This window comes from Undibacterium parvum (assembly GCF_003955735.1).
In the GTDB taxonomy this organism is placed as follows: domain Bacteria; phylum Pseudomonadota; class Gammaproteobacteria; order Burkholderiales; family Burkholderiaceae_D; genus Undibacterium; species Undibacterium parvum.
Genome location: NZ_CP034464.1, coordinates 1,064,873 through 1,080,294 on the forward strand (window position 1 = coordinate 1,064,873; position 15,422 = coordinate 1,080,294).

The 15,422-nt window shown below is 47.9% G+C and carries 9 protein-coding genes and 1 rRNA gene; 3 read left to right on the forward strand and 7 right to left on the reverse strand.

What is annotated here, in order from left to right; translation table 11 throughout:
* Positions 1 to 46 precede the first annotated feature (46 nt).
* Positions 47 to 1,579 (reverse strand): 16S ribosomal RNA (locus tag EJN92_RS04505).
* 643 nt (positions 1,580 to 2,222) lie between these two features.
* On the opposite strand from EJN92_RS04505, the gene EJN92_RS04510 reads away from it, so the two are divergent.
* On the forward strand, positions 2,223 to 3,839 hold the full coding sequence (locus EJN92_RS04510) for an NAD(P)/FAD-dependent oxidoreductase (protein ID WP_126126716.1): 1,617 nt from the start codon (positions 2,223 to 2,225) through the stop codon (positions 3,837 to 3,839).
* A gap of 67 nt (positions 3,840 to 3,906) precedes the next feature.
* Here EJN92_RS04510 and EJN92_RS04515 read toward each other — a convergent pair whose 3' ends face one another.
* The 6 genes from EJN92_RS04515 to glnA form a co-directional block, all read right to left on the reverse strand.
* Entirely contained in the window at positions 3,907 to 4,734 is an 828-nt protein-coding gene (locus EJN92_RS04515; RefSeq protein ID WP_126126717.1) for an HDOD domain-containing protein, read from the reverse strand.
* A gap of 204 nt (positions 4,735 to 4,938) precedes the next feature.
* Positions 4,939 to 5,427: an arsinothricin resistance N-acetyltransferase ArsN1 family B gene (locus EJN92_RS04520; protein ID WP_126126718.1), complete on the reverse strand. Its 489-nt coding sequence runs from the start codon at positions 5,425 to 5,427 to the stop codon at positions 4,939 to 4,941.
* A 71-nt stretch (positions 5,428 to 5,498) separates the two neighbouring features.
* Positions 5,499 to 7,019: a nitrogen regulation protein NR(I) gene (gene ntrC, locus EJN92_RS04525; RefSeq protein ID WP_126126719.1), complete on the reverse strand. Its 1,521-nt coding sequence runs from the start codon at positions 7,017 to 7,019 to the stop codon at positions 5,499 to 5,501.
* Positions 7,020 to 7,104: 85 nt separating this feature from the next.
* Positions 7,105 to 8,178, reverse strand: a complete 1,074-nt coding sequence (gene glnL, locus EJN92_RS04530) for a nitrogen regulation protein NR(II) (RefSeq protein WP_126126720.1) — start codon at positions 8,176 to 8,178, stop codon at positions 7,105 to 7,107.
* A gap of 148 nt (positions 8,179 to 8,326) precedes the next feature.
* The gene (locus EJN92_RS04535; RefSeq protein WP_126126721.1) at positions 8,327 to 8,806 is read right to left on the reverse strand and encodes a DUF4124 domain-containing protein; all 480 of its coding nucleotides are present in this window, start codon (positions 8,804 to 8,806) and stop codon (positions 8,327 to 8,329) included.
* A 145-nt stretch (positions 8,807 to 8,951) separates the two neighbouring features.
* Complete coding sequence (gene glnA / locus EJN92_RS04540; RefSeq protein WP_126126722.1) at positions 8,952 to 10,367, reverse strand: type I glutamate--ammonia ligase; 1,416 nt, start codon at positions 10,365 to 10,367, stop codon at positions 8,952 to 8,954.
* A 498-nt stretch (positions 10,368 to 10,865) separates the two neighbouring features.
* On the opposite strand from glnA, the gene EJN92_RS04545 reads away from it, so the two are divergent.
* Positions 10,866 to 12,581: an NADH-ubiquinone oxidoreductase-F iron-sulfur binding region domain-containing protein gene (locus EJN92_RS04545; protein WP_126126723.1), complete on the forward strand. Its 1,716-nt coding sequence runs from the start codon at positions 10,866 to 10,868 to the stop codon at positions 12,579 to 12,581.
* On the forward strand, positions 12,578 to 15,415 hold the full coding sequence (gene fdhF / locus EJN92_RS04550) for a formate dehydrogenase subunit alpha (protein WP_126126724.1): 2,838 nt from the start codon (positions 12,578 to 12,580) through the stop codon (positions 15,413 to 15,415). The genes EJN92_RS04545 and fdhF overlap by 4 nt, the downstream gene beginning before the upstream one ends.
* Positions 15,416 to 15,422: the final 7 nt, after the last annotated feature.

Consider the following 15,422-nt stretch of genomic DNA (forward strand, 5'->3'; position numbering starts at 1 on the left):
ATTAACAGTCAATAAGTGTGGACACTTAACTTGTAGCGCACTCTAGAAAGGAGGTGATCCAGCCGCACCTTCCGATACGGCTACCTTGTTACGACTTCACCCCAGTCACGAATCCCGCCGTGGTAAGCGCCCTCCTTACGGTTAAGCTACCTACTTCTGGCGAAACCCGCTCCCATGGTGTGACGGGCGGTGTGTACAAGACCCGGGAACGTATTCACCGCGACATGCTGATCCGCGATTACTAGCGATTCCAACTTCATGTAGTCGAGTTGCAGACTACAATCCGGACTACGATACACTTTCTGGGATTAGCTCCCCCTCGCGGGTTGGCGGCCCTCTGTATGTACCATTGTATGACGTGTGAAGCCCTACCCATAAGGGCCATGAGGACTTGACGTCATCCCCACCTTCCTCCGGTTTGTCACCGGCAGTCTCATTAGAGTGCTCAACTTAATGTAGCAACTAATGACAAGGGTTGCGCTCGTTGCGGGACTTAACCCAACATCTCACGACACGAGCTGACGACAGCCATGCAGCACCTGTGTTACAGTTCTCTTGCGAGCACCGCCAAATCTCTTCGGCATTCTGTACATGTCAAGGGTAGGTAAGGTTTTTCGCGTTGCATCGAATTAATCCACATCATCCACCGCTTGTGCGGGTCCCCGTCAATTCCTTTGAGTTTTAATCTTGCGACCGTACTCCCCAGGCGGTCTACTTCACGCGTTAGCTGCGTTACTAAGTCAATTAAGACCCAACAACTAGTAGACATCGTTTAGGGCGTGGACTACCAGGGTATCTAATCCTGTTTGCTCCCCACGCTTTCGTGCATGAGCGTCAGTGTTATCCCAGGGGGCTGCCTTCGCCATCGGTATTCCTCCACATATCTACGCATTTCACTGCTACACGTGGAATTCTACCCCCCTCTGACACACTCTAGCCATACAGTCTCAAATGCAGTTCCTAGGTTGAGCCCAGGGATTTCACATCTGACTTATATAACCGCCTGCGCACGCTTTACGCCCAGTAATTCCGATTAACGCTTGCACCCTACGTATTACCGCGGCTGCTGGCACGTAGTTAGCCGGTGCTTATTCTTCAGGTACCGTCATGAGCAGTCTGTATTAGAGACTACCTTTTCTTCCCTGACAAAAGAGCTTTACAACCCGAAGGCCTTCTTCACTCACGCGGCATTGCTGGATCAGGGTTGCCCCCATTGTCCAAAATTCCCCACTGCTGCCTCCCGTAGGAGTCTGGACCGTGTCTCAGTTCCAGTGTGGCTGGTCGTTCTCTCAAACCAGCTACTGATCGTCGCCTTGGTAGGCTTTTACCCTACCAACTAGCTAATCAGATATCGGCCACTCCATGAGCATGAGGTCTTGCGATCCCCCACTTTCATCCTCAGATCGTATGCGGTATTAGCGTAACTTTCGCTACGTTATCCCCCACTCTAGGGTATGTTCCGATATATTACTCACCCGTTCGCCACTCGTCGCCAGATTGCTCCGCGTTACCGTTCGACTTGCATGTGTAAGGCATGCCGCCAGCGTTCAATCTGAGCCAGGATCAAACTCTTCAGTTTAATCTCTGTTTTGTGTTCATTTCTGAACTCCGTTCTTGCGAACGGTGTCGCTCACTCAAATAACTGACAGGCTACTTTTGAACTTGCGTTCTCAAGCATCCTATTTATTACTTTTGCGAACATTTGATATTTTTTAAGTTGAACTAACTACCGAAGTAATTAGCCGCGCTCTTTATCAAGTGCCCACATTTATTGACTGTTAATTGTTAAAGATCTGTCTTCTGTTTTTTGGCGCGTCACTATCGATTCTCACCGACTGCAAAGCGTTTCTGCCAGATTGCTACAAAGCGTTTTGTTTGTAAGCAGCAGAGAGATGAGATTATGCGGCATTTCCTTCTACTCGTCAACCCCTTGTTTTACGAGCGCTTGAATTTGATTTACATCTTCATTCAAACCTAAGGTTAATTCGTTAGCCTTACTTTCTTCATTTCGCCCCGCTCTTCAGCGGGAGGCGAACTATAGCAAAGCCTAACTAGGATTGGCAAGCTTTTGTTTAAATGATTTAGAAGATAGGCGCTTCAACAATTACGCATTTAAAGTAAGTCATTTTCGCGGCAAGGCTGACAACAGTTAAAATAGCGCTTTAATTTACCGAAGTAGTTGTTCGGTAAATGCTGACCTGATTTTTTAAGTATTGATTTCTATGCTACGTCTAACCGACATACAACTCCCCCTCGATCACCAAGAATCGGAGATTAAAGCTTCGATTCTTAAGCGTTTATCTATCGAGGGAAAAGACCTACTCGATTTCTCTATTTTTCGCCGCAGTTACGATGCTCGGAAAAAATCAGCAATTATATTGATCTACACTTTAGATGTACTGGTTAGCGACGAGACCGAAGTCCTCAATCGCTTTAAAGGAAGTACGAATGTCGGGGTATCGCCTGATACGCAATATCGCTTCGTAACTCATACTAATAGAGTGGACTTTAAGAGACCTGTCATTATTGGCTTTGGCCCTTGCGGCCTATTTGCCGCGCTGCTGTTGGCGCAAATGGGTTTTCGCCCTATTGTATTAGAACGTGGCAAAGCGGTTCGGGAACGCACCAAAGATACCTGGGACTTGTGGCGCAAGAGAGAATTGCACCCAGAATCAAATGTGCAATTCGGGGAAGGCGGGGCCGGCACCTTTTCAGATGGAAAACTTTGGAGCCAAATAAAAGACCCAAAACACTATGGCCGCAAAGTATTAACAGAATTCGTAAAAGCTGGCGCACCTTCGGAAATTATGTATGTCAGCAAGCCGCATATTGGCACGTTTCGCCTGGTCAAGATGATAGAGGAAATGCGCGCCAACATTGAAGCTCTAGGCGGAGAAATTCGCTTCGAGCAAAAAGTGACGGATATTGATATTAAAGACGGTCAAACACTAGGACTGAAAATCAATGGCGACGAATATTTAGCTGCCGATCAGGTCGTGCTGGCGATCGGTCATAGCGCTAGAGATACTTTTGAGTTGGTTCATCAACGTGGCATTTACGTTGAGGCGAAGCCGTTTTCAATAGGGTTTAGAATTGAACATCCACAATCAATTATTGATCAAGCTCGCTTCGGAAGAAATGCGGGTAATAAAATATTGGGATCGGCTGACTATAAACTAGTTCACCATGCAAAAAATGGGCGATCTGTTTACAGTTTTTGCATGTGCCCTGGCGGCACAGTTGTTGCGGCCACCTCAGAGCCTGGGCGCGTGGTCACCAACGGCATGAGTCAATATTCACGCAACGAACGCAATGCAAATAGCGCGATTGTGGTCGGAATCACTCCAGAGGACTACCCAGGACATCCATTGGCAGGCATAGATTTGCAACGAGAACTGGAGTCTCTCGCCTATGAACTAGGGGGAGCAAACTATAACGCCCCCGGTCAGTTGGTTGGTGACTTTATAGCGAAGCGCCCTTCAACAGAAATTGCCAGCGTAATCCCGTCATACAAACCGGGTATTACCATGTGTGATTTAGCCTTAGCATTACCTGCTTACGCAATCGATGCAATACGAGAAGCCTTACCGGAATTTGAGAAACAGATTAAAGGCTTCGCGATGAACGACGCTGTTCTAACTGGCATAGAAACGCGCACATCTTCTCCAATACGTATCAAGAGAAACGACACTAGCTATCAAAGCATAAATACCCAAGGACTGTACCCAGCTGGCGAAGGTGCGGGTTATGCAGGCGGAATTTTATCGGCAGCAATAGATGGGATTAAGGTGGCGGAAGCGGTCGCTCTTAACATCCAAAACAAAAGGGAATCGTCTTAATTTTCCGATCAGAGAGAGATGCCAATAACGCTGATTGGCGCTTGACATCTCTTGAAGTAAAGCGCGACTAGCTTAGCAAGTCATCTAAACCGGCAGCAAGTTCAGCAATAGGCGGCATCGTCGATAGAAGCAAGTCCGCACTAATTCCTAACTTAATGGCGACATCCTCTGGAAAAGTTGCCTCGAGTTCAGCTTTCGAATATTTATTTTCCTCACCTCTGGAAAGCCAAGAGGCCAGATGGATAACCGCAGCCATGGGTTCGAACGGATCGGAATGCAAAGGATCAGGAAATGATTTAATCACCGTAGAGAAATTATCAGGAAACCGCCAGCGCTTTGCTAATTCAGCACCAACATCCGCAAAGTCGTATCCAAATGATGCACGTTCAACTCCGAGACGACGAGAGTCCAGCGGGCCAGCAATCTTATCTATTTGCAGAGTTTGCTCTGGCATACCAGCGTGCATCACCAATTGACCGATTGCATGCATCAATCCTACGGTAAAAGCAAAATCAGAATTTCCGTGAATCTGCTTCGCCAGCCATTTAGCAATCACAGCAGTATGCATGCTGTAACGCCAAAACTGTTTAAGATCTACCCCTGGCATCGCCTTGAACCCACCTGTCAAACCACTACTAATGACCAAGGTTCGCACCGTCATGAAACCTAACATTAAAACCGCATCATCGATCGTTCCTATGCTTTTTGAAGCATGGTAATAGGATGAATTTGCCAGACGCAATAATTTAGCGCTCAATACCTGATCCGCGCTCAGCTTTTTAGCAATCTCGTCAATCGACACATTATCGTTATTAAAACTGTCAATAACCTCTTGCACGACCTTAGGTATTGTGGGTAAGGCATTCTGTTGCTGAAATAGAGCATCGAAATTCATAGATCATTCCTCCTGTGATTACAGCATCAAGACTATGACGGCAGGGCTTTGCGCAGATAGATTTCGCGCCAAATTTGGCGATAGAAAGAAAGGAAATAGTAGAAAAATATTCCTCTCGGATAAATAATACTCCGATAAATATTCGAAAGGAATGTTTTTTTATGAAACAACTTCGGACGGTCAGAACTTAAGAAACACGCTGGGCTACAAAAATTTCTGCCAGTAAGCAACATCTACCCATTGATTGTTTTTAAACCCAACTTCAGCGAAATGAGCTACTTTAATGAAGCCCATTTTCTCATGCAACTTGATACTATTTTCATTGGGGAGTGCGATACCAGCAATAAGCAGATGTACGCCCAATTGTGTCAAGCGCTCAAATAATTTTTCATACAAAAGAACACCGCAACCCTTCCCAATTGCAGCAGGAGCCAAGTAAACACTAAGTTCGACCGAGAAGCGATACGCTGAACGCTCGCGCCATTTCGTCGCATAAGCGTAACCATCAACTATGCCATCGGTCTCTATTACCAACCAAGGTAGGGCCTCTGAGACACTTACAATTCTTCGCGACATCTCTGAGACATTTACCTCTACCTCTTCAAATGAAATAATCGAATTACTGACATAGTAATTATAAATATTGCAAATGGCTTCGGCATCTGCCGCATTTACAAGGCGTATTTTCGTCATAAAACTTACTTTTTATATGAAAATTTTGTGCGGTGATTCTAGCAATAGAAAAATCGATGAAGCTTTAAAAATCAATCATCCTTCACGCCATCGATACCCAACTCTTGAATTTTTCTAGTGATCGTATTTCTTCCTATACCTAAGCGTATCGCAGCATCATTTTTTCGGCCATGTGTATGCCGTAATGCAGCCTTAATCACCACCGATTCAAAAACTCTCCCCAATTTATCAATGACTTCAGATTGCCCCTGCACCAGCATAGCGCTCGCTTCGTTCTCGAGCAAATTCATCCAAGTATCACTACTTTGATGCGATCCAAAATTTGCGGAATGGGCGGCATTGGAAGCCTGAATTGAATTTGGTAGCAACTCAGCAGAGGGCTGCTGATTAGAGTTTACGGAACTCGCGGCTGCCTCCACATTTGATTCTATAGATTGATCAGGATGCAGCAACTCTTGTGGCAAATCAAAAACTTCCACAGTCTGCCCCGGAGCCATAACGGTGATCCAATTACATAAATTTTCTAGCTGACGTACATTTCCAGGAAAGTCTAAGCCGGATAAAAAATTCAAGGCGGGGTCTGACATACGCTTGATATCGACGCCCAATTGCTTGGCACTTTGTGCCAAAAAAAACTTGGTTAACAGCGGAATATCTTCACGGCGCTCACGCAAACTAGGCAAGCGCAAGCGAATCACGTTGAGGCGGTGGTACAGATCCTCTCGAAAAAGACCGTCTTTAACTCTAGACTCCAAATTTTGATGGGTCGCTGCGATTACTCGGACATTGGCCTTCATAGGCTGGTGGCCGCCGACGCGATAAAAATGACCATCCGACAGAACTCGCAGCAATCTGGTCTGCAATTCCGCAGGCATATCGCCTATTTCATCCAAGAATAAAGTACCGCCTTCGGCTTGTTCGAAACGCCCGCGCCGGGTCGCTTGCGCTCCGGTAAAGGCCCCTCGTTCATGTCCAAATAATTCTGACTCTAGCAAGTCTTTAGGAATTGCTGCGGTATTTAGAGCTATAAAAGGCTGCAAGGACCGTGGACTATGCTTATGCAAGGCACGCGCAACCAACTCTTTCCCGCTGCCAGACTCGCCAGTAATTAAAACGGTAACGTTCGATTGCGATAAGCGCCCGATTGCTCGGAACACATCTTGCATCGCGGGTGCCTGGCCGAGTATTTCAGGCGTCTCTGAAATATTTTGCTCTACGCTTGCCTCGCGCAAACTCTCATCCATTGCTCGACGGATTAACTCGATCGCCTTGGCCAAATCAAAAGGTTTGGCGAGATACTCAAAAGCGCCGCCCTGAAACGCAGCAACCGCAGAATCAAGGTCAGAAAAAGCGGTCATAATAATTACCGGCAGGCCTGGATATTTGGCTTTGACAGTTTGCAGCAACTCCAAGCCAGATGCCCCATGCATGCGAATATCAGATACCAGAACTTGTGGCATATCGCTCTGCAACGCGGTCATTGCGTCACGCGCATTGGTGAAACTTCTTGTTGCAAGATTTTCACGCGCCAGTGCCTTTTCTAGCACCCAGCGAATTGAATCATCGTCATCCACTATCCAGATTGGTTTCATATCGTTTTGCATTCCGTTTCGGTAATTGTTAAGCATATCGATGTTAGTAACACTTATGATGTTACGTTTCCCCACTCGGGTATTTTTAAGGGAGCGGGAGCAAAATTCTGAAATCAGTACATCCCGGGCGGCTTTCACACTCTATTGCACCTAAGTGTTGCTCAACGAAAGTTTGCGCAAGGGTCAGCCCTAGGCCGCTTCCGCCATCTCGTCCTGAAACCAAGGGGTAAAAAATACGGTGACGTATTTCATCAGGAATCCCAGGTCCGTTATCAATAATATGCAAATCCAATGCCAGTCGATAACGCACTTTTGCCAGCGTCATCTGACGCACCACCCGTGTTCTGAAAACAATCTCGGCATCGCCCGACTTGATGCGTTCGCTCAGGGCTTGTGCCGCGTTATGGGCAATATTGAGTACCGCTTGTATCAACTGCTCTTTGTCACCGCGAAATTCAGGTATCGACAAATCGTAATCGCGTTTGATCGTTAATCCTTGCGGAAATTCCGCCACCATCAAGCTACGTACTCGCTCACACACTTCATGAATATTCACGTCACCCACTATGTGTGGCAGCCTATGCGGAGCCAATAAGCGATCAACCAAGGTCTGCAAACGATCGGCTTCTTTAATGATGACTTGCGTGTATTCCCGCAACTCCTTTAAATGCCGCTCCGGCAATTCCAATTCCAGTAATTGTGCTGCGCCTCTTATACCGCCCAAGGGGTTTTTGATCTCGTGCGCCAAATTTCGTATCAGCTCTTTATTCGCCTTACTTTGATCCAGCATGCGTTCTTCGCGATCGAGCTTTAATTGCTGCACGTTTTCACGCAACTCTATAAGCACTGGAGAATCGGGATTATCGAGAGCAGTGACAATACTATGCACATGCAGGGCATCTCTACCACTACGCTCTAACGTGAGATCTTGGCGTTTGTCAGCGAACTGATGGGCCACAGCCTGCTCAAAAACATCCAACAATTCATCGCCATTAAGAAATAAATCAGATAGTTTTTGATGCGTCAAAGCCTTAAAGGAACTACCGAGTAGACTCTCCGCTGCGGCATTGGCATACATGATGCAACTATCAGCATCCAGCACGATAACAGCGGAGGTAAGCAAATCTAAGCCAGCGAGTGAGGTGAGTGGTGTTTTCAAAGTGCTCAATAATAAAAAAAGGCCGCGTATAGCGACCTTAATATGCAAACATCATGCCTGAAATCGTTTTATCGTTAATGCAGAATATTTCTAACATCAAAATACCTTAGTCCGCTCATTTAAGCTTCAAAACGACGATGCGTTGTGTTTATCTCAGATTGCCCAATTCCCGTTTTAGTGCCTCGATGTTTTTTTCGGTGCGACTAATATCGTCTTTCATCATCGTAGTGCGTTCTTGATATTTGGCGAAATTCTTTTCCCCACCAAGGCGCTCAGGCTCACCATTGTTGTATTCTTTTTTTAAATTTGCTAATTTTTGATCCTCGGCCTTCAGCTCATCGGTCAAAATTTGCTTGCGATCCGAATCGCGCGCCTTTTGAGTACCATCATCGACCTTGGGGAAGCTTGATGGAGTAGACGCTGGGCTAGCACTTGTCTTTTTTGTCGTAGGCGGTGCGGGGACAACAGTGATGCCTTCCAACTCGACTTTTTTGCAGCCTTTGGTCGCACCTGTATTTTTATATTCTTTTTTGCCATTTTCATCGACGCACAAATACACGTCGGTTTCAGCATGAAGCTGCGTAGAAAAAGCGCAAAAAAAGAGAAATCCAGCAAATATTCGATTCATAGTAGGACCATTTCGTAACTAACGGGCTCAGTGTATGCCAAGCCGGGCGTTAGCACAATTGCAGTGCAATACTCGGTAACAATTTGGCGAAAAAAAAGCGGGGAAAATCCCCGCTTTTTAATCACTTATCCAAATTCACCGAAAATTACAGGGAATAATACATATCAAATTCAGCAGGATGGGTAGTCATGCGCATGCGCTGTACATCTTGCATTTTCAGTTCGATGTAAGCATCGATCATGCTGTCGCTGAATACGCCGCCACGTGTCAAGAACTCACGGTCTTTATTCAAGGCATCCAAAGCTTCTTCCAAAGATGCGCAAACCGTTGGGATCAACGCGTCTTCTTCTGGTGGCAAATGGTACAGATCTTTAGATGCTGCTTCACCTGGATGTATCTTATTCTGCACACCGTCTAGACCCGCCATCATCAGTGCCGAGAAGCACAGGTATGGGTTTGCCAGTGGATCCGGGAAACGCGCTTCAACGCGACGACCTTTTGGATTCGCAACATAAGGAATGCGGATCGAAGCTGAACGGTTTTTAGCGGAGTACGCCAATTTTACCGGAGCTTCGTAACCTGGAACCAAACGCTTGTAGGAGTTGGTACCTGGGTTAGTGATTGCATTCAATGCCTTAGCATGCTTGATGATACCGCCGATGTAGTACAGGGCGAAATCAGACAAACCAGCATAGCCATCGCCAGCGAACAAGTTTTTGCCGTCTTTCCAGATAGACTGGTGAACGTGCATACCGGAACCGTTGTCGCCAACGATAGGCTTAGGCATGAAAGTAGCTGTCTTACCGTAGGTATGAGCAACGTTCCATACGACGTATTTCAAGTTTTGAGTCCAATCAGCGCGCTCTACCAGTGTAGAGAAACGGGTACCGATCTCATTTTGACCAGCGCCAGCGACTTCATGGTGATGCACTTCAACTGGAATACCCAAAGATTCCAAAATCAGGCACATTTCAGAACGCATGTCCTGGAAACTATCGACTGGAGGAACAGGGAAATAACCACCCTTAGTAGTAGGACGATGGCCAGTATTGCCGCCTTCTAGCTTTTCGCCAGTAGTCCATGAAGCTTCGTCAGAATCTATCTTCACGAAACAGCCGGACATGTCGATTTTCCAGCGTACGCTGTCGAAAATGAAGAATTCTGGTTCTGGACCGAAGTAAGCTGTATCGCCGATACCGGACGATTTCAGGTAGGCTTCTGCGCGTTTTGCAATAGAACGTGGATCGCGGTCGTAACCTTTGCCATCAGTTGGCTCGATCACATCGCACTGCATAAACAAAGTTGTTTCTTCCATGAATGGATCGATGTTTGCAGTCGATGGATCTGGAATCAACAACATATCTGAGGATTCTATCCCTTTCCAACCAGCGATGGAGGAACCGTCAAAGGCGTGGCCAGATTCGAATTTATCGATATCGAAATGAGAGACTGGCACAGTAACGTGCTGTTCTTTGCCTCGGGTATCAGTAAAACGGAAATCAACGAATTTAACTTCGTTGTCTTTCGCCATTTTCAAGACTTCTGCGGCTGTCATTGCCATGTAAAACTCCTCAAATAGATCTATAAATAAATTCGAAAATTGCTGAGCCGTCTGCTAGCCGGCGCGTACATCTTGCTAAACACCTAGTTTTTTGAAATAGGGAGTATCAAGCTGACAGCGGAACTCAATTGAAGATCATAGCAGATTCCGTGCCATCTTCAAGCCAAAACCACTTCCTGTTGATCTAAGCCTAAATCCTTGTTTTCTCTCAGCTTTTCGTGGGCGAGTATAAATATTAGCTAAGCCACCCAAAATACTTAACGCACTTAAATGGCGCAAAATACATTCAAGGCACTTAAATGGTGCAAATATTTATTTGACCTTATATTTGCACTTATTTTGTGCGAATTAATCAGCGATTAATTTATATCCCGATTACTTTGCCTTCTGGCATTTTTTGATTTTATTATTTGCTAATAAGTTGAAAAAAACAGACGTCCAGAGTTCGATTAATTACTATTCTTAGTATATTCATAAACCTCAGTTTAATTGCTCACTATGCTCCCCATCATCCCGATACTAAGCGATAAAGAAATTAAGCGAAAACAAAGCAAGGGTCGCCAGCTTGATCCCGTGGCATTGCAAGAGGTGCGCGATCTTTTGGGGGGCGTCTCTCGACAACAAGATCTATTAATACAACATTTGCATACGATCAATGATCACTTCGGCTATCTTTGCCTACCCCATCTGACGGCGCTGGCGCAAGAGTTGCGTTTGGCGCAAACCGAGGTATTTGAAGTCGCCAGTTTTTATCACCACTTTACTATCGTCAAAGAGCAGACCGAACTGCCGGCAGAAATCAGCCTAAGGGTCTGTGACGGTCTTTCCTGCGAAATGGCGGGTGCTACACATTTGCGTGGGCAATTACATGATTATTTACAAAAAACCAATAACCAATCTATCCGCGTAATTCGCGTGCCCTGCATAGGTCGCTGCGAACAGGCGCCAGCAGCGCTCTTAGGTCAACATGCGATACCGAGTGCAGACCTACTTGCTATCAATCTGGCGATAACGCAAAAAAACGTCCAGGCAGAGGCTTTGGAATATATTGATTACCAAGCCTACCAAGCTCAAGGTGGCTATCAAAAATTGCAAAAATGTCACAATGGTAGAGTCGACCGGGAATCGCTTTTTAAGTGCATGGAAGAATCTGGCTTGCGTGGTTTGGGCGGCGCCGGTTTCCCGGTTGCTCGTAAATGGCGCATCGTGGCGGCTGAAATTGGTCCGCGCTTACTAGCCGTGAATCTCGATGAAGGCGAACCTGGCACTTTCAAGGATAGATATTACCTAGAACGTGACCCGCATCGTTTTCTTGAAGGTATGCTCATCGCGGCATGGGCGGTAGATATAGCCGAAGTGTATATTTATTTGCGTGATGAATACCATGCCTGCCGCCACATGCTAGAGGCCGAACTGGTTAAATTACAAGAAAACCCACCGGTTGCTGGCATGCCTAGCATACATTTACGGCGCGGCGCGGGAGCCTATATTTGCGGTGAAGAATCGGCCATGATCGCCTCGATAGAGGGCAAGCGGGGCCTGCCACGCTTGCGCCCGCCCTACGTGGCACAAGTTGGTTTGTTTAATCGCCCTACCCTGGTACACAATTTTGAAACCCTGTACTGGGTACCTGACTTATTGAAAAAAGGCGGTGACTGGTTTAGCAAGGAAGGTCGTAATGGCCGCTCTGGTCTACGCTCTTTTTCGGTCTCGGGGCGGGTTAATCAGCCGGGGGTGCACTTGGCGCCAGCCGGAATTTCGGTGGCAGAACTAATAGAAGAATATTGTGGCGGCATGCCTGATGGACATATCTTGTATGCCTATCTTCCAGGTGGTGCCTCGGGTGGCATCCTGCCTGCGTCTTTGAGCCATCTGCCGCTCGATTTTGATACGTTGCAAGGGTATGGTTGCTTCATCGGTTCGGCAGCAATTATCGTGCTCTCGCAACACGACAGCGCAATCACTGCCGCCAGAAACATGATGGCGTTTTTTAAGCATGAGTCTTGCGGCCAATGCACTCCTTGCCGCGCTGGCACAGCCAAGGCTTTGGATTTGATCTCGCAAGATGTGTGGGATATTCCGCTATTACAGGATCTCTCGGAGCTAATGCGTGACGCCTCGATTTGCGGGCTAGGGCAAGCTGCCCCTAACCCCATCGATTGCGTGATTAAGTATTTTCCGCAAGAACTCAATTTAGCGCAGGAAAAACCATGAACAGCGCAGCCTTGGCAAGCAGCGCCACTGCGGCGCATACGGAAATAGAAATACAGATCAACGGTCAAGCTATCTCCTGCACGAACAATGAAAGCTTGCTCGGTATCGCAAAACGAGTCGGCATAGAAATCCCACATCTATGCTACCAAGACGGAATGCCAGCGGCGGGAAATTGCCGTGCCTGCATGGTAGAAGTCAACGGTGAGCGAACGCTCGCTGCATCTTGCTGCCGTCATGCCAGCGCTGGTATGCAAGTAACTACCAACAGCCCACGCGCGCTTAAGGCGCAAAAAATGGTATTGGAACTGATGCTGGCCGATGCCCCACCTAAGGAAAACCAAACCGACGGCAGCACCAACGAATTACAGTATTGGGCGCAACAGGCAGGGCTACTGGCCACTCGTTTTACGCCGCGCCCAAGCCAAGCCAGAGATCAATCACACCCGGCCATTCATGTCAATTTAGACGCCTGCATACTCTGCACACTTTGCGTGCGCGCCTGCCGCGAGGTGCAGGTCAATGATGTCATCGGCTTGGCATTTCGCGGCTCGGACAGTAAGATCGTGTTTGATATGGATGATGCTTTGGGCGCATCGACCTGCGTTGCTTGCGGCGAATGCGTACAAGCCTGCCCGACCGGCGCGCTATTGCCCGCCAACCCAAAGGCGCAACAGTTACCGGATCAAAAAGTTGACTCTCTGTGTCCGTATTGCGGAGTCGGGTGCCAACTGACCTATCACGTCAAAGATAAACAAATCATCGCGGTTGAAGGCCGCGACGGCCCCGCCAACCATGCCCGTCTGTGCGTCAAAGGACGTTATGGTTTTGATTACGCACATCATCCACAGCGATTGACAGTGCCACTGATACGCCGCAGTGATGTGCCTAAGAGTGCCGATCTGGAAATGGATCCAGAAAATATTCTAGACGTTTTTCGGGAAGCGAGTTGGGACGAAGCACTCAGCTTCGCCGCCGGAAAATTAGTCACTTTACGCGATCAGCATGGCAAAAAATCTCTGGCCGGTTTTGGTTCGGCCAAAGGCAGCAATGAAGAGGCTTATTTATTCCAGAAATTAGTCAGGATAGGCTTTGGTAGCAATAACGTCGATCATTGCACCCGCCTCTGCCACGCATCTTCGGTTGCCGCGCTATTAGAAGGAGTAGGCTCGGGCAGCGTATCCAACCCTATCATGGACGTTGCATTGGCTGAGGTGGTTATTGTGATCGGAGCCAATCCTAGTGTGAATCATCCGGTCGGTGCCAGTTGGATCAAAAATGCGGTCAAACAAGGCAGCAAGCTGATCGTCTGCGATCCACGCAGATCAGATATGGCAAGACTGGCACATGAATTTCTGCAATTTAATCCCGATACTGATGTCGCCTTATTAAATGCAATGATGCACGTGATCATTCAGGAAGATCTGATTGATCACACCTTCATTGCAAAGCGCACTAGCGGCTTCGAGGCCATCAAGCAGCATCTGCTCGACTATCCACCGGAGCTAATGGCAGCAATCTGCGGCGTTCCCGCCGATACCATACGCGAGGTCGCCAGATTGTATGCCAGCGCCAAGACCGCGATGATTTTCTGGGGCATGGGCGTCTCCCAACATATCCACGGCACCGACAATGTGCGCTGCCTGATCGCCTTGGCTTTGATGACAGGTCAGATCGGCCGTCCCGGCACCGGTTTGCATCCTTTGCGCGGACAAAACAATGTGCAAGGGGCCTCCGATGCTGGTCTCATTCCTATGATGTTCCCGGACTATCAGCGCGTTAGTGAGCCCGCAAATATCATTAAATTTGAAGAGCTTTGGCAACTCACACCCGGCAGCTTAGATACGCAACCAGGTTTAACCGTGGTCGAAATTATGCATGCGATCGTACAGAAAGAGGCGCAAGGAAAAATCCACGGTATGTATATCATGGGCGAAAATCCAGCAATGTCCGACCCCGACGTGAATCAGGCGCGCGTCTCATTGGCGGCACTAGAGCACCTAGTCGTACAGGACATTTTCCTGACCGAAACCGCCTGCTTCGCCGACGTGATTTTACCGGCCTCAGCCTTTCCGGAAAAAACCGGCAGCTTTACCAATACCGACCGTACCGTGCAACTGGGCAGGCAAGCGCTAGCGCCACCGGGCGATGCCCGCCAAGACTTATGGATTATTCAGCAAATCGCGCAGCGCATGGGCCTAAGCTGGAACTACCCGCATGTCTCGGCCGTATTTGAAGAGATGCGCCTTTGCATGCCTAGTATCGCCGGCATCAGTTGGCAAAGACTGGAGCGCGATGGCGCCGTTACCTATCCCTGCTTACATGAGGACGATGTGGGCGAAGCAGTGGTATTTACCCAGCGTTTCCCGACCAAAGATGGCCTCGCAAAATTTGTAGCGGCAGGCTTGATCTCGGCCGACGAGCAGCCGGATGCCGACTATCCTATGGTGCTCATTACCGGCCGCCAATTAGAGCACTGGCACACCGGCAGCATGACGCGCCGCGCCAGTGTGCTTGATGCCCTAGAGCCAGATCCGGTCGCCTTAATTCATAGCGATGATTTGCTGGCCTTACAGATTTCAGCCGGTGACATCGTTACACTCAGTTCGCGCCGTGGTACGGTCAGTCTGTATGCCAGGGCCGACAATAGCTCGCCGCGTGGTGCAGTATTTGTACCGTTCTGCTATTACGAAGCCGCCATCAATAAACTCACCAATTCTGCGCTCGATCCGTTTGGTAAAATTCCCGAGTTTAAATATTGTGCAGTGAAACTCACCGCCGGCGGTGAGTTTCCTAAGCAGGGCAGTTTTGGCGGCGGCCAAGCCTTACTTTCTTGAGATCTGC